Raw genomic sequence first — 15,518 nt, 5'->3', positions numbered from 1 at the left:
CGAGCAGGGCCCGGCGTGCGGCTCGGAATACTGGAGGAGATGACTGTGCGAACACCGGAACCGCCGGATACCCGGTCACGGATCTTCGAGGACCGCGGCGACGCCGGACGAGCGCTGGCGCGGCTGCTGGAGCGGTATCGCGGCGACCCGGAGGTGCTGGTGCTGGGGCTGGCGCGCGGTGGGATCCCGGTCGCGTGGGAGGTCGCCGACGCATTGCGGGCACCGATGGATGCGATCATCGTGCGCAAGCTGGGCGCCCCGGGTCATCCCGAATTCGCGGTCGGGGCCCTGGCCTCCGGTGGGCGCGTCGTCTTGAACGACGACATCGTGCGAGCACTGCGGCTGTCCGCCGACACAGTGCGGGAGATAGCGCGTGACGAGGCGGCGGAACTGGCGCGCCGTGAAGCGGTCTACCGTGCCGGTCGCGGGCCGCTGGACGTGTCGGGCCGGACGGTGATCCTCGTCGACGATGGCCTCGCCACCGGCGCGAGCATGGTCGCCGCCATCGAAGCGATCCGGAGCGGCGAACCGAAGCGGATCATTGTGGCCGTACCCGCCGCACCCGAGTCCACCTGCCACGAACTCGGTGTGGCGGTAGACGAACTCGTTTGTGCGACAATGCCTTCACCGTTCCGGGCGGTGGGGGAATCCTACTGGGATTTCACCCAGGTCACCGACGAGCAGGTCCGGCAACTGATGGCCACACCGACCGGCGGTGCTCCGTCACGGCACCGGTCGGACGCGGAGATACTGCGCGCGGCGGCCGTCGACGCGCCCGGCGGCGTACCACCGTTCGACGATCTCGCCGATCTGATCGGTGACGCCCGGTTCGTGTTGATCGGGGAGAGCTCGCACGGCACGCACGAGTTCTATACCGCCCGCGCGGAGATCACTCGATGGCTTGTCGAGGAGCACGGATTCACCGCGGTCGCCGCCGAGGCCGACTGGCCCGACGCCTATCGGGTCAACCGCTACATTCGTGGGCACGGGGACGACAGGGACGCGTCCGAGGCATTGGCCGGATTCGAGCGGTTTCCGGCGTGGACGTGGCGCAATACCGTGGTTCGTGATTTCGTCACCTGGCTGCACACCCACAACCTCCGCTGCCGTACCGCCGGAGCCCCGGAGACCGGATTCTACGGACTCGATCTGTACAGTCTGCATCGTTCGATGCGCGAAGTGATTCGTTATCTCGAGGACGCGGACCCGCGTGCCGCGCGGCGCGCGGCAGCACGCTACGCATGCTTCGATCAGGTGTCGGGCGACGACGGCGAGGCGTACGGGTTCGCGGCGGCATTCGGCGCCGGCCGGTCCTGCGAGAACCAGGCGGTCGAACAGCTCGTCGAAATGCAGCGAGACCTGTTGGCCGCGACATTGGCACACGGCCGGACGGCAGAGGAACAGTTCGACGTGCTTCGCAATGCCTGGTCGGTTCGCGACGCCGAGGCCTACTACCGCGCGATGTTCTCCGGACGCGTGCACTCGTGGAATCTGCGCGACCGGCATATGGCCCGGACCCTGGACGCGCTGGCCGCGCATCTGGTACGGCAGGGGGGATGCGGTGGCAGCTCACGCGAGCCCCGGATCGTGGTGTGGGCGCACAATTCTCATGTGGGCGACGCCCGGGCCACCGAAATGGGTGCCGACGGTCAGGTCACCGTCGGCCAGCTCGTCAGAGAGCGTCACGGACGCCACTGCTGCCTTCTCGGTTTCAGCACCGCCTCGGGAACGGTCACCGCTGCCCAGGAGTGGGGCGGGCCGGCTCTACGCGAAACCGTGCGTCCGCCACTCGACGGAAGCCTCGAGAGCCGCCTGAGCGCTACCGGGAAGCCCGCGTTCCTGCTTCGGCTCGACCATCCGTCCGCGACGACGGAACTATTGGATATGCCGCGTATCCAGCGGGCGATCGGCGTCGTCTACAGCCCCGGGACCGAACGTCGCAGCCACTATTTCCATACCCGCGCGGCGCGGCAGTTCGATGCGCTCGTCCACATCGAATCCACCACAGCTCTTCAGCCGCTCGAACCGGGTGGCCGCTGGAGTCCGGGCACCGTGCCGGAGAGCTACCCTACGGGTCTGTGAACCGTGGGGGGCCGCCGGTCGCGCGCATGCGCCACCAAAACCGCTATCTCCGTCGCGATACCCGAGGCGATCGTCCGGATATCGGGTGTGGTGTCGTAATCTCCGGTGATCCCGAAAGTCAGCCGGTCGCGATAGCTCAGGATCGCGACGGTAGTGCGGACCCGCAGCGCAATGGGGATGCAGGGCCACAGCTCGAGCACCTTTCGGCCGCCCAGGGTCAAGCGGCGCCCGGGGCCGGGAATGTCGGTTGCGAAAGTCACCACCCCGCGCTGCGGGAACGACACCGCCAGCCGGAACACTTCGGCCACGAATCCGAAAGGTAGCCATCGCGACCAGCCGAGCAGCGCCTTCTCGGTATCGGCTTCCCCGCGGGCGCGGTGTTGCCGTACCTGCTCGTGGACGGCGACCAGTCGTTCGACCGGGTGCTCGATCTCCACCGGCAGATGCGCGACCATCGCGGATACCTGATTGTCGAGTACCTGTTCGGAGTCCCGCTCGCAGGTCGAGATCGGTATGAGGATGCGCAGGTCGGTCGGGGTGGGTTGTTCGCCGCGGCTGAGCAGTAGACGCCGGTACGCGGCGGCGATCGCGGCCACCGCGACATCGTTGACGGTGACGCCGAAGACCTCGGCGATCTCTCGTACCCTCGGCAGGGACGTGCGCGCCACCGTGTAACGCCGCCGGCGCCCGAGCGGGCCGTTGAGCGACGAATCGCTCGCGGGGGCGATCACCGCGTACAGGATCGGGGCGAGAACACGAACAGTCCGTACCACCGATCGGGGGAACGCTACCGGTAGTCGTGTGACCTCCTTCAGTTGCCGCACAATATCGCTACCCGTACGGCTGTGCCTCGGTCCCGGTAGTCGGCTTCCGCCGGTGACCGGGTCGCAGAAGTTCTCCAGCAGTGTGATCTCCGAGATGCCGTCGAGCATGGTGTGATGGGCGCGCACGATCAAGGCCCAGCGGTCCTCCGCCAGCCGGTCGACCACGACCACCTCCCACAGCGGGTGGTCGCGGTCCAGCCGTTCGGTCAGCTCGGTGGCGATCAGCTGCTCCAACTCCGTGTCGCCGCCCGGCGCGGGCAATGCCGACCACCGCACGTGCCGATTCAGATCGAAACCCGCGTCGACTTCCCAGACCGGGGCCCGCAGGTCGAAGGCCCGGCGCCGGACCCGCTGACGCAGCCGGGGCTGCTGTCGTAGTCCACGGTCCAGCCAGCCGTACAGCTCGGCCCGGGTCGGGGGCGGTCCTTCGAGGATCGCCACGGTGCCGATGCCGAGGCTCACCCGGCGGTCGGTGTCCTCCATCTCCAGAAAGCCCGTGTCCAGCGGGCCCAGTTCGGTCATCGCGAACCTGTTCCGGCAGCAGTTGCGAACTGTACTGCCTGTGGTGGATACCTTCTCGGAGTTCTCATCCTCGCGCGCTCGGGCCCGACCGATGAGATGCCCAGGTCACCGGCGGGCGGGACCTTGGGCCCGGGACCGGACACCGCATCGTCGGACCACCGCGGCACATCGCGGGAGCCGTCGCCCGCTCAGACGTAGCCCCACCACCAACGAATCGCCGCGGGCGGCTCGACTCGAGTGAAGTGCCGTTCGGCCGCGATTTCGTGCAAGGGCTCAGCCGCAACGTCTCCTGAGGCCAGATCGGCATACTGTTCCGGCGCGCAGGCGTATCGTGGCAGAACCCGTTGCCACTCCAGCGTTCCCCGGACCATATTGGACAGGTTGCTCAGGTAGTGGCGCAGCGCGGGACCGGCGTCGGCCGCCAGCCGCTCCCGGAGATCGACGAACAGCTGCATAACCTCTTCCAGCAATGCGCCCGCCATCTCGACGGCAGTCTGGACCGAACAATCGTTGTCGGCCGCCAGAATCGCCACAACATTGGACTCCAGTGCCGCTTGCCGGCTCTCGTGTCCATAGGAGGCGAGGTCGGTGGGAACGGTGAGTAGCAATCCCGCTGCCGCGGTGATCGCGCGGACCGGGCCGCTCAGCCGAGTCGCGCTGTCCAGCCACGTGCCCTCGGCGATCTCGATGAGATGAATCGAGACCGAATCGGCTCCGTCCATCGGCCGGGCGATGAGATGCTCCTCCAGACCGCGCAGGTAGTTGCCATTGCGGTCACCGACACCACACGCGGCGCCGAGCGCCCACTGGAACTGTGAACGACTGCAGAGCAGAGCCTGCTCCGCACCACCTATCCGAGCGATGCGGGCGAAGATGTCACCGAGAGCCGCGGCGAATCCGTCGAACTCGCCGTCACCGATCCCTTCCCGCTCGACCGCCAGCGCGGCTTCGAACATGCGCGATGCGACATGCCCGAAGGCGGTGGGATCGCGCGACACCTCACCCGCATCGCAATACCGATCATCGAACAGCAGCGCCCACATGAGCCAATCACTCAACAGCTGCACGCCCTCTGCGGTTCCCTCGGGGGCCCACATGCACGCCAGCCGACCGGTTCCCATCGCTTTGGCCGAGCTCATCGCGCGATCGCCGAAACCGTGTGCAGCGAAGAATTTCTCGGATTGCTGCTGAACAGCTCGGTCGCCGGACCGCGCTCGCAAAGGCAGCGGGCACCAGATCGGCGGTAGCCGGATCGGCTCCGGGCGGACGTCGCCCACTTCTTTTCTCCGCAAGCTCGGCAGCGGATGATGCTCCGACCGGAATGGACGATCCAACGGCGCGAAGCTACTCACTGTGCTCGTGGCGTGCTGCCGTGATTCGAGCACCGGGCGGACCCCTGCGACCAATGCTTGTGGTCGCTTGGATTCTCCGAAGGTCGAGTTCATGAAACTCCTCGGTCGAATTAGTGTGGAAGGCACATCCGAAGCGACGCGCCCATCGCGTAGCGACGGGTCGACGCCGAGCAGCCACCGGCCGAAGGTGTGCCTTGTGCGGCTTCGACCGAGGACGGACGCGCGGTGTTGTGCACAGGCAGCCGCTCTCGCGGCCGTGCCGCGGTACCCCCGCGCTGCCGGCGTCTGCATCGGTAGCGAGCGGCCGTACCGGTTCCAGTATGGGTGCGAATACATTCGTCCGGCGGGGCGTCGCCAGCATTATCGTTATGCGCCGAGTGTATGAGGATCCGGCGCACGGGCACGACAGAACAAGCGGGCGACACCCACGGCGAACAGAAATATCGGCGGTGCGGAACTCGCCGCTGCGGCTAGACGGCTCCAGCTCGGTAATCTTCGCATACATGATGTGATGACCACGCACCCGACCGCGGTTCGCGATGCCTGGACGATCGATGAGCTGGTGCGCTCCGATATCCTGCGTCGCATACGGCACGGTGTGTTCCCCGTCGTCGACGGAGAGGCACGTCCGGTAGGTATCCTCACCTGGCCGCCGCTGACCGGCGTGCTGTCCGCCGACCGGGAGACGACGATCGTGGGGCGAATCGCCCGCCCCTGCCCGAGGCGGCTCGCACGCACCCGGACGAGCCGCCCGCCGACGTGTGCTCCCAGTTCTCCTCCGACCGGATACGGGCCTGATCACCGCGCTCGATGGACGCCAGAGTCTGCTGGCCGTCGTCACCGCGACGGATGTGACGCGGGCGTGCCAGCGGAGTGTTCTGGGAATCCCTATCCGGGGCGATAGTCGAATAGCCGAGTACCGTCCGTCTGTCGCCGAGGCCGCAACCGGTGGGAATCAGGCGCGGGGGCGGGCGACGATCACCGGGGTAGTGGCGCCGTGCAGAACCGCTCGTACGACCGAGCCGAGTGTCGTTCCGGCGAATCCTCCGTTCCCGCGGGCACCCACCACCAGTAGCCGGCCTCTGTCCGCTTCCTCCAGCAGGCGTCGAGCGGCGAGATCTTCCTCGACGACTCGGACGACCTCGATATCCGGATACTGTTCGCAGTGGCCTGCCAGGCATTCCGACTGTACGGCCTGTGCCCGTGCCGCGATCTCGTCGTGGGAGCTGTATCGGAAGAGCTCGGACCATACGGTGACGGCGACGATGCTCGTCCGGTGGCGGGCGGCTTCGTCGAAGGCCGTATCGATTGCCCGGACGCAGTCGGGCGACCCATCGACCCCCACCACGACGGGACCGGGTGGGCGCCCCGGATCGAAACCGGTCGATTGGGGGACGACTGCCACCGGGCAGTGTGCGTGATGGGCCAGGAAATCGCTCACCGAGCCGAGCAGAGTGCGCCCTGTCGCGTCACAGCCGGTGGTGCCCACGACGATCATGCGGGCGCCTTCGGAGTGGTCGACCAGTACGAGCGCCGGTGGCGGATCGGCGACCGTGGTCTCGACATCGAGATCGTCCGGCCGCTCGACCGTCGCCCGTACCGTTTTCTCGGCGGTGCGCAGTATGGCTTCCCCTTCCGCGCGCATCGAGGCCCTGTCGAAGACGGCACTGACGGCCGGGCCGCTGTCCACGGGTGCGCCGATGGCATAGACGAGCCGCAGCGGCGCCCGCCGTTCCGCTTCCAGAGCTGCCCAGGTCAGCGCCCCGAAAGACGCGGATGATCCGTCGATTCCGACGACAACGGCGGGATCACTGTGTGCGGGCATTTCGTCGAGCCTCCGCTCCGGCGATGTGGACTGGCTGGCCGAGACCGGTTCCGGCGACCACGCAGACCCGTTGCCCCGGTGTCGTCAGCGGACGCTATCCGAGGCGACGGCCGGCGTCTGCTGCCGTTCGTCACCGGCCGCTGGGGACGAAATACTCTCGGGGCGCGGAACCGCGACTCATAGCCGGTTTCGATGCTTCAGTGCGCGATACGAGAAGAAGCCGAGCGCCGCCGGCAACCAGAAGGTCGCCAGCCGGAAGGTGAGAACTCCGGCCACCGCGGGGCCGGGCGGCACGCCGACCACCGCCAGACCCGCGACCAGGGAAGCCTCGACCACACCCAACCCGGCCGGTGTCGGGCCGGCGGCGCCGAGCGCCGACCCGGCCAGGTATGCGGCTGCCAGCCGGCCCGGGGACACGTACTGCCCGAAAGCATGCAGCGCGAACCCCAGTGCGGTGATATACGCGAGGTTCACGCTCAACTGACCGCCGAACAGCAGCGCCGCCCGGTGGGGTTGCCGGAGCAGGCGGATCATCGAACGCAGGGTGTCGCGCGCGTCGCGGACCAGCTCCGGCCGCCGCACCGCGATCACGATGATCAGCCCGGAGATAGCCAACGCGATACCGCCCCCGATCAGCACGGTCCGGCCGCCGGGCAGGGTGGCCGAGAACAGCTGCCCGGTCCCGCCGAGCCAGAGGCCCACCGCGGCCAATTCCACGATGTGCAGGACCATACCGGTGCTCACTGTGACCGCGACCGTCGCGACGGCCGTGGCCGGTGGTACGCCGGACCGTTCCAGGTATCGTTCGTTCACCGCTGTCGCGCCGAGCCCATAGGGCAGTAGCAGATTCGCGAAGGAAGTCGCCAGCTGCACTTCCATTGTGCGAATGAAGACCAGCCGGCGAGGGCAGGCACCCATCAGAGCCAGCGCGGCGGCCGCGTAGGTCGCCACCGACATGATCAGCGCTGCCGCCGGCCACGGCCAGCGCGCTTCCCCCAGGGCCGCGCCGGACCGCCCGAGCCGAGTGACCTGCGGTAACAGGATAAAGGTGGCCACAACGGTCACCGCGATCCAGGCGACAGTGCGCCAACCGAACCGCATGGTGATCTCAGGACGGGCCATGACCTCGTCTTTCCTCGTCGGCCTGCCGTGCTGAGACCGGTCGGAACACAATCTTCTCGCGCGCCGGGCCGGGCGGGTGAGGTACCCCGGTCACCGGAAAGGTGACCTCGGTCCTGTCGATGCCGGACGAGTACCCCGCCGGTGCGACGGATGGCTTGTGGGGGAGGCGCGGCGATGGCGCTGTCGGCGCGGCTCGGACAGACCGCAGCCGATGACATTGGTCCTCGTCCCGGTGCACCTTCCGCACTATCGGCCGTGATCGCCGATGACGAGTGTGGTGAGCAACAGTATGTTCCGTCGCTTCGGCACCAGGGGCTGCTGTGGGAACAGGTCCGCCGGAGGGAGCTGATCACCGTGCGTGCACGTGACATAATGAGCCGCCCCGTCGTCACGGTCCGCCGGGAGACACCGCTCTCGGAAGCGGTCGGGCTCCTGACCACTCACGGTTTCGCGGCGCTACCGGTGGTCGATGACCGGGAGCGGGTCGTCGGCCTCCTGTCCGAGTCCGACGCCATGGCCGCGCTCGAATCCCGGAACGCCTCGGCGGTGGTGGGGGTGGCGATGTCGAGCCCGGTGGAGGTGGTCGAGCCCACCACCGAGGTATCGGATGTGGTGAAGGCCGCGCTCGATCACCATCGCCGATCGCTTCCGGTCGTCGCGGCCGGGGTGCTCGTCGGCGTCATATCGCGCAGCGATCTGCTCCGTGCCTTCGCGTTGAACCAGGGTGTGATCGAAGCGCGGGTGTGCTCTCTCCTCGACGACTACTCAGGCAGCCAACGCGGATGGGAAGTCGAGGTAGCCGACGGGACGGTCACCGTCCACGGTTGCTGTGCCGACGAGGCCGAGCGGCGCGTTCTGACGGCCATGATCCGGACGGTCGCCGGTGTCGAGTCGGCTCGAGTGGTGGATACCGCGCACGTTCGGTCCGCCGGATGACATTCCAGGACGGTTCCGCGCGGCGATCGGCTGCCCACCGGGCCCGACGCGACGAGCAGGTTGTCGTCCAGGTTCGGGGCGGGCAGCTGGCCGGAAATCTCGCAGTGCCGGAAGGTCCGCTCGGGCTGGTCGTTTTCGCGCACGGCAGCGGCAGTAGCCGGCACAGTCCGCGCAACCGATTCGTGGCCGACGCGCTCGGCCGTGCCGGGCTGGCCACCTTGCTCGTCGATCTGCTCACCGGGGACGAGGAAAAGGCACGAGCGCGTGTTTTCGATATCGAGCTGCTCGCGCGGCGACTGCTCGAAGTCACCCATTGGGCGACAGCACGTGCGGATCTCGCGGCGCTGCGATTGGCCTACTTCGGCGCCAGTACCGGAGCGGCCGCCGCACTGCGCGCCGCGACCGATCCCGGCGTCACGATCACCACGGTGGTCTCGCGCGGTGGTCGGCCGGATCTGGCCGGGCCGGCGCTGGGGGCGGTGCGCGTGCCCACATTGTTGATCGTAGGGGGCGATGATCCGCAGGTGCTCGAGCTCAACAGGTCGGCGGCACAGCAGATGCCCGGCGACACCGAGTTGGTCGTGGTGCCCGGCGCCACGCATCTGTTCGCCGAGCCGGGAGCTTTGGAGCGGGTCGCCGAACTGGTCCGCGATTGGTTCCTCGCGCGGTTGGCGTCCGTACCGGCGCACCGGGGCGACCCCGACGCGCCCGGCGGTGCCGATCGGTGACCTTCTTCTCTCGCAGGGGCTGTCCGACCGGTCCAGACTCGGAAGCGGGCGAGGTGTTCGGACGGATCGGAGGTGGTGATGATGCCGGGTGGGACGGCCGTGATCGACCGTGCGGGCCTGGATGGGCTGGTGGAGGTGTTGCGTGCGCGCGGATATCGGGTGATAGGACCGCGCGTCCGCGACGGTGCGGTGGTGCTCGACGAACTCGAATCGGGGTCGGAACTGCCCGATGGATGGGGTGTGGAGACTGCCCCGGGGTACTACCGGCTCCGGCGTCGCGCCGACCACGCCGTGTTCGCGCATTCCGCGGGCCCGGGCTCCTGGAAACAGTTTCTGCATCCGCCTCGGCGCAGGATTTCCGCCATGGGCCCCGATCTCGAACCCGAACCGGCGGAGACGGTGCCCGCCCGCTCGGCCTTTCTCGGTGTCCGCGGTTGCGACCTTGCGGCGATGGGCATACTGCGCCGGGTTCTCGGCGGTGGCGCCCAGCCTGATGCCGGGTTCACCGCGCGCACCGGCGATCTGTTCGTGGTCGCCGCGAACTGCACGGAACCGGGTGGTGTGTGCTTCTGCGCGTCCATGGGCACCGGACCCGGAGTGACAGCCGGATACGACCTCGCACTCACCGAGCAGACCGCGCCCGAGCACCGATTCGTGGTCGACGTGGGCTCCGAGGCCGGCGCGGAGGTCCTCGCCGAACTCGGAGCCGTGCGAGAAGCCGAGGACGCGGAGGTCGCGCGGGCCCGTGACACGGTCTCGGCAGCGGCCGGGAAGATGGGCCGGACGATGCCGGATGTCGATCTCCCGCGCCTGGTGCGCGACTCCCGGGAATCACCGCACTGGCAGGACGTGGCATCACGCTGTCTCACCTGCGGAAATTGCACGATGGTCTGCCCGACCTGTTTCTGCACGACCACCGAGGACATCACCGACCTCACCGGCGACCACGCCGAGCGCTGGGAGCGGTGGGCGTCGTGCTTCGAACTGGACTTCTCCTATGTGCACGGCGGCGATGTGCGGCAGAGCGGAGAGAGCCGCTATCGGCAATGGCTGAGCCATAAACTCGGCACCTGGCACGAGCAGTTCGGCAGCTCCGGCTGTGTGGGATGCGGACGGTGCATCGACTGGTGCCCGGCCGGTATCGACCTGACGGCGGAGGTGGCGAGCCTCGCCGCCGAGGAGACCACGGATGCCGGTTCTTGACGATCTGTCGGCGTTTCCGAGTCTGGCGGCCCTCGACCGGGAGGAGCTGCGGACCCTGGCGCGGGCGGGACACGAGGTCGCGTTTCCGGCCGGTCACCGGGTGATCCAGGAGGGGCAGCCGGCGGACCGGTGCTGGCTGATCCGTGGCGGGCAGGTACGGCTCGACGCGCGGGTGGGCGGGTACACCGAGATCGTTCTGCAAACCCTGCACCGCGGTGACCTGCTCGGCTGGTCGTGGCTGGTGCCTCCGTACCGCTGGCACTTCGGTGCGCTGGCCACCGAGGCGGTGGAGGCGGTCGAATTCGACGCCACCGCGTTGAACCGGCTCTCGGCCGACGATCCGCGGTTCGGCCGGGCGCTGCTTCTCGCATTGACGGAAGTGCTGGTCGTCCGGTTGCAGGCCACGCGGGCCCGCCTGATCGACGTGTACCGCAACCCGGCCGACAAGCCCTGGCACCCCAGCTGTGGTGGATCGTGACCAGCGTGGTGCGGTCCGAACTGTCCGCCGCGAGCGACGTGATGCTGCCGTATCGGGTCGTACGACGTACCCTACGGACCTCGGACACGGTCACGGTGCTGCTCCGGCCGGTCCACTGTCGGACCGCACCCTTCCGGGCCGGACAGTTCATGATGCTCTACAGCTTCGGAGTGGGGGAGGTCGCCATCTCCCTCAGCGGTGACCCCACCGCCGAGGACGGGCTGCTCGAGCACACGATCCGGACTGTGGGCGCGGTGAGCCGCGCACTGAGCGACACCTCGGTGGGCGGACTGATCGGGGTACGCGGGCCGTTCGGCACCGGATGGGATGTGGAAGCGGCCGCCGGTGGCGACATCGTGGTCATCGGCGGCGGTCTCGGACTGGCGCCCCTGCGACCACTCGTGCTCGCCGTGCTTGCCGCCCGCGCCGACTACCGGCGGGTCACGGTGATCACCGGCGCGCGGTCGCCCGCGGAAGTGCTGTTCGGGCAGGAGCAGGATCGGTGGGCGCGTACCGGTTCCGTCGAAGTGCTGCGTACCGTGGACCATCCCTGCCCGGGCTGGACGGGCCGGATCGGTTTCGTCACCGAGCCGCTGGCACAACTGACTATCGACCCGGGCCGGACGACGGCATTTCTGTGCGGCCCGGAACCCATGATGCGATTCTGCGCCCAGACGCTGCTCGGCAAGAAAGTGCCGGGCGAACGTATCCGGGTGTCGCTGGAGCGAAATATGAAATGTGGTGTCGCCCGGTGCGGGCACTGTCAGCTCGGCCCCCTGCTGCTGTGCCGGGACGGTCCGATCGTCGATTACGCGGTGGCCGAGCCGCTGCTGGCGGTGCGGGAACTATGAGCGCGCCACCGACTCTCGCGGTCTGGAAATTCACCTCCTGCGACGGATGCCAGCTCACCCTGCTCGACTGTGAGGACGAATTGCTCGCGCTCGCGGGCCGGATCCGCATCCTGCATTTCACGGAGGCGTCGAGTGCGGTGGAGCCGGGCCCCTACGATGTCTCCCTGGTCGAGGGTTCGGTGAGCACCCCCGAGGAACTCCGGCGGGTCATCGAGATCCGCGAACAGTCACGCATTCTGGTGGCCATCGGAGCCTGTGCGACGCACGGCGGTATCCAGGCGCTGCGTAATTTCGCCGACATCGAGGAATTCACTTCGGTTGTCTACGCGCAGCCCGAGTACATCGCGACCCTGGCCACGTCTACCCCGATCTCTGAGCACGTCCCGGTCGATTTCGAGCTGCGCGGCTGTCCGATCGATCGCCGGCAGCTGCTCGATACGCTGTGCGCGTTCCTGGCCGGGCGGGCTCCCGATATCCCGAACACCAGCGTCTGCACCGAGTGCAAACGCCGGGGCACCACCTGTGTGACCGTCGCCGAGGGCATTCCGTGCCTGGGCCCGGTGACCCAGGCGGGATGCGGGGCGCTGTGCCCGGCCTACCACCGGGGCTGTTTCGGCTGCTTCGGCCCGATGGCCCGGCCCAATATCCACGCGCTGCTACCGATTCTCCGGATCAACGGCATGTCGGTCGACGAGGTCGATCGTGCTTTCCGGACCTACGCCTGCGGCGCACCTGAATTCGCGGAGCACCGTCGTGACGACCCGGCGTAGAACACTGACCGTCGATTCGCTGGCGCGGGTGGAAGGCGAAGGGGCGTTGCATATCGTCGTGCACGACGGTGCCGTCGAGTCCGCCCAACTCCGGATCTACGAGCCGCCGCGGTTCTTCGAGGCACTGTTGCGCGGCCGGGCCTACACCGAGCCGCCCGACATCACCTCCCGGATTTGCGGGATCTGCCCGGTGGCCTACCAGGTGAGCGCCTGTAACGCCCTGGAACAGCTGTGCGAGGCGCAACTGGATCCACCACTGCGCGAGTTGCGCCGGTTGCTCTACTGCGGAGAGTGGATCGCCAGCCACTGCCTGCACATCTTCCTGCTGCACATCCCCGATTTCCTCGGCTTTCCCGACGCGGTGGCGCTGGCCCGGGTGGAGCGTGAGCTGGTCGAGCAGGGGCTGGCGATGAAGAAAGCGGGCAATATGCTGCTCGAGCTCATCGGCGGCCGCGCCATCCATCCCGTGAACGTCCGCCTCGGCGGCTTCTATTCGACGCCCGAGCCACGAGAATTCACCGCGGTGGCCGAACAGTTGCGCCGGGGATTGGACAGTGCGGTGAGTATTGCACGGCGGGTGGCCGATTTCGACTTCCCCGAGGCCGAACTGGACTGTGACTTCGTATCGGCGACGGATGCGGCGCACTATCCCATCGAAACCGGCGAGGTCCGGACCAGCGGCGGTCTGCTCTTCCCCGCCGACGACTTCGCCGCTCACCTGGTCGAGCATCAGGTGCGGCACTCTACGGCCCTGTACGCCACCTTCGACGGCCGCCGCTACCTCACCGGTCCGCTGGCCCGGTACGCGCTGAACTCCGCTCGGCTGTCGCCGGTCGCCCGCCGGCTCGCGGCGGAGGTCGGGCTCGGCAGCGTCTGCCGAAATCCGTTCCGCAGCATTCTGGTCCGGCTGGTGGAGGTCGCCTACGCGATGGAGGAGGCGCTCGCACTCATCGGGCGCTACCGGCGCCCGCCGCGCCCCTCGGTTCCCGTACACCCACGCGCCGGAACCGGCTACGGCGTGAGCGAGGCGCCCCGGGGACTGCTGTACCACCGGTACGACATCGGTGCCGACGCCCTCGTACGGTCCGCCACCATCGTGCCGCCGACCTCGCAGAACCAGGCGGTGATGGAGGAGAACCTACGTCGGATGGTGGGGGCGCACCTCGACCTGCCGGACCCGGCGCTGACGGAGCTCTGTGAACGAACGATCCGAAACTACGATCCGTGTATCTCCTGTTCGGCGCATTTCCTGACCCTCGATGTGACGGGTCGATGACCGCTACGCGCGCCGTGGTCATCGGGATCGGAACCGGCTGTCGCCGTGACGACGGCGTCGGCCCGGAGGTCGCGTCGCGGATCGCCGTTCTGCGGATTCCGGGCGTGCGGGTGGCGATATCGGACGGAGAATGCACCGGCCTGCTGGATCTGTGGACCGGATCGGACCTGGCGGTCGTGGTGGACGCGGTGATCGGCACTCCGTCGCGGCCGGGGCGGGTCCGGCGGGTGGACGGGCAGTGCCTGCGCGGCTCCTCCGCTGTGACGAGTTCGCATGCGCTCGGCGTGGCCGAGGCCGTGCGACTGGGCGAAGTACTCGGCCGGCTGCCGGGCCGCCTGGTGATCTTCGCCGTCGACGTCGAACGACACGATCTCGGAATCGGCCTGTCCGCGCCGGTGGCGGCCGCGGTACCACGGCTGACCGCGGCGATATGCGGCGAACTCGAGCCGTACGCGCGCGGCCGCCGCCGGACGGCCCGGTCCTATCCGAGTTTCGGTGGTCCCTCGTAAGGACGCCGCAGGGTGGCGAATTCGGGGCGGTCGCGACGGTGACCAACGTGGGTCCAGTGCTTGGGTGGCCCGGTGCGGGTCCGGTGGAACGGTGAGCACCGGACCGACGAATCCGTGACCGTCGACAGTGCTGATGGGACTGCCATCGAGCCCACCGAGCGCCGTCTGGCTCGCGCGGTGTGCCTCGGCTACCTCGGCGTCGTAGGGATCGTCGAGTCCGTCGACGAGAGCACGGTCGAGGCCTGCCTCGGCCAAGGCGGAGGCGGACGGCCGACTCGTCGTCGAGGTCCGGCTCGCGCGGGTGCAGTCGGCGCCCACGGAAAGACAGAGCGCAGTGAACGCCCCGAGGCCGGCGGACCGTAAGGCCGATCATCGGCCGGCGGCGGTGTCCACGATATGGACTTCGCCGACGCCGGCGACCGTGCGGGCCATCGCGGCCACGACCCGCTGTTCCGACTCGTCGGCGAAGATCCCCTGGATCGTCACCACACCGTGGCCGACATCGATATCCCATTGGCGATGGCTACCGGCGTAGTCGTCGAGCAGGGCCCGCACCTTGGCCGCTATCGCGGCTTCGTCGGAGACGAGTGCCCGCAACAGGTCACGGCGGGAGACCATGCCCACGAGTATCCCGGCCTCGACCACCGGGAGCGACCGCACGTGGTGTTCCAGCGCGGAGGCGGCCACGGCGGCCGCATCCGTGGTGGGCCCGACCACCTCGACCGGTACGGTCATGGCGGTTTCCACTGCGGCGGTGCTCGTTTCGGCGCTCATGGCGTCGGATTCGGACAGTATTCCCACCACACGGTCCTCTTCGTCCACCACCGGCAGCGCCGCGAAACCGTGACCGGTCAGCAGGGCGACCGCTTCGGGGAGGGGCGTGTCCGGGTGGACGGTGACCACCGGGCGGCTGAGAATATCGCGTGCGCGCATCGTAACGACCTCACCTGCTTTCCGGGACGATCAGGAATGCGACCGCGGTGTAGCGGCGGGTGAGAGCCGCCGCGGATCGCTTCTCCAATTCAGACTCGCTGCCCGGT

The 15,518-nt window shown here is 68.4% G+C and carries 14 protein-coding genes and 2 pseudogenes; 10 read left to right on the top strand and 6 right to left on the bottom strand.

Translation table 11 applies throughout. From position 1 onward, the window contains the following. Positions 1 to 39: 39 nt before the first annotated feature. On the top strand, positions 40 to 2,082 hold the full coding sequence (locus tag NGR01S_RS04535) for an erythromycin esterase family protein (RefSeq protein WP_174551655.1): 2,043 nt from the start codon (positions 40 to 42) through the stop codon (positions 2,080 to 2,082). On the opposite strand, the gene NGR01S_RS04530 is transcribed toward NGR01S_RS04535, so the two are convergent. Next, entirely contained in the window at positions 2,064 to 3,428 is a 1,365-nt protein-coding gene (locus NGR01S_RS04530) for a wax ester/triacylglycerol synthase family O-acyltransferase (protein ID WP_063034848.1), read from the bottom strand. The genes NGR01S_RS04535 and NGR01S_RS04530 overlap by 19 nt on opposite strands. 188 nt (positions 3,429 to 3,616) lie before the next feature. Continuing rightward, positions 3,617 to 4,567, bottom strand: coding sequence for a terpene synthase family protein (locus NGR01S_RS04525; RefSeq protein ID WP_157107108.1), 951 nt, complete (start codon positions 4,565 to 4,567; stop codon positions 3,617 to 3,619). A 724-nt stretch (positions 4,568 to 5,291) separates the two neighbouring features. On the opposite strand from NGR01S_RS04525, the gene NGR01S_RS33120 reads away from it, so the two are divergent. After that, positions 5,292 to 5,684: a CBS domain-containing protein gene (locus tag NGR01S_RS33120; protein ID WP_084480355.1), complete on the top strand. Its 393-nt coding sequence runs from the start codon at positions 5,292 to 5,294 to the stop codon at positions 5,682 to 5,684. Between the two features lie 51 nt (positions 5,685 to 5,735). Here the strand turns inward: NGR01S_RS33120 and NGR01S_RS04520 are convergent, their stop codons facing one another. Both NGR01S_RS04520 and NGR01S_RS04515 read right to left on the bottom strand, forming a co-directional pair. Then, positions 5,736 to 6,605, bottom strand: a complete 870-nt coding sequence (locus NGR01S_RS04520) for a universal stress protein (protein ID WP_063034846.1) — start codon at positions 6,603 to 6,605, stop codon at positions 5,736 to 5,738. 177 nt (positions 6,606 to 6,782) lie between these two features. Then, a complete protein-coding gene (locus NGR01S_RS04515; RefSeq protein ID WP_063034845.1) occupies positions 6,783 to 7,727 on the bottom strand; it encodes a lysylphosphatidylglycerol synthase transmembrane domain-containing protein in 945 nt (314 codons plus the stop codon). 372 nt (positions 7,728 to 8,099) lie between these two features. On the opposite strand from NGR01S_RS04515, the gene NGR01S_RS04510 reads away from it, so the two are divergent. The 8 genes and pseudogenes from NGR01S_RS04510 to NGR01S_RS04475 all read left to right on the top strand — a co-directional run bounded on the left by NGR01S_RS04510 (position 8,100) and on the right by NGR01S_RS04475 (position 14,478). Then, entirely contained in the window at positions 8,100 to 8,663 is a 564-nt protein-coding gene (locus tag NGR01S_RS04510; RefSeq protein ID WP_218020713.1) for a CBS domain-containing protein, read from the top strand. A 41-nt stretch (positions 8,664 to 8,704) separates the two neighbouring features. After that, positions 8,705 to 9,391, top strand: a pseudogene (locus NGR01S_RS04505) (dienelactone hydrolase family protein); the annotation flags it as partial. Between the two features lie 78 nt (positions 9,392 to 9,469). Continuing rightward, positions 9,470 to 10,594, top strand: coding sequence for a 4Fe-4S dicluster domain-containing protein (locus NGR01S_RS04500; protein ID WP_157107126.1), 1,125 nt, complete (start codon positions 9,470 to 9,472; stop codon positions 10,592 to 10,594). Further along, the gene (locus NGR01S_RS04495) at positions 10,581 to 11,072 is read left to right on the top strand and encodes a cyclic nucleotide-binding domain-containing protein (protein ID WP_084480353.1); all 492 of its coding nucleotides are present in this window, start codon (positions 10,581 to 10,583) and stop codon (positions 11,070 to 11,072) included. Before NGR01S_RS04500 ends, NGR01S_RS04495 begins: the two co-directional genes overlap by 14 nt. Positions 11,073 to 11,113: 41 nt before the next feature. Then, positions 11,114 to 11,923: an FAD/NAD(P)-binding protein gene (locus tag NGR01S_RS04490; protein WP_063034989.1), complete on the top strand. Its 810-nt coding sequence runs from the start codon at positions 11,114 to 11,116 to the stop codon at positions 11,921 to 11,923. Next, the gene (locus NGR01S_RS04485) at positions 11,920 to 12,693 is read left to right on the top strand and encodes an NADH-quinone oxidoreductase subunit B family protein (RefSeq protein ID WP_063034842.1); all 774 of its coding nucleotides are present in this window, start codon (positions 11,920 to 11,922) and stop codon (positions 12,691 to 12,693) included. The genes NGR01S_RS04490 and NGR01S_RS04485 overlap by 4 nt, the downstream gene beginning before the upstream one ends. Next, positions 12,677 to 13,969: a Ni/Fe hydrogenase subunit alpha gene (locus tag NGR01S_RS04480; RefSeq protein ID WP_063034841.1), complete on the top strand. Its 1,293-nt coding sequence runs from the start codon at positions 12,677 to 12,679 to the stop codon at positions 13,967 to 13,969. Before NGR01S_RS04485 ends, NGR01S_RS04480 begins: the two co-directional genes overlap by 17 nt. After that, positions 13,966 to 14,478, top strand: coding sequence for a hydrogenase maturation protease (locus tag NGR01S_RS04475; protein WP_084480352.1), 513 nt, complete (start codon positions 13,966 to 13,968; stop codon positions 14,476 to 14,478). The genes NGR01S_RS04480 and NGR01S_RS04475 overlap by 4 nt, the downstream gene beginning before the upstream one ends. Before the next feature lie 66 nt (positions 14,479 to 14,544). Here the strand turns inward: NGR01S_RS04475 and NGR01S_RS33115 are convergent. Continuing rightward, a pseudogene (locus NGR01S_RS33115) lies at positions 14,545 to 14,796 on the bottom strand (mycothiol-dependent nitroreductase Rv2466c family protein); the annotation flags it as partial. A gap of 51 nt (positions 14,797 to 14,847) precedes the next feature. Then, entirely contained in the window at positions 14,848 to 15,411 is a 564-nt protein-coding gene (locus NGR01S_RS04470; RefSeq protein ID WP_063034840.1) for a CBS domain-containing protein, read from the bottom strand. Positions 15,412 to 15,518 lie beyond the last annotated feature (107 nt).

Source organism: Nocardia grenadensis NBRC 108939, assembly GCF_001613445.1.
Taxonomy (GTDB): domain Bacteria; phylum Actinomycetota; class Actinomycetes; order Mycobacteriales; family Mycobacteriaceae; genus Nocardia; species Nocardia grenadensis.
Note: the sequence above shows the minus strand (reverse complement) of the source record. Positions and strands in the feature narration are given on the sequence as shown.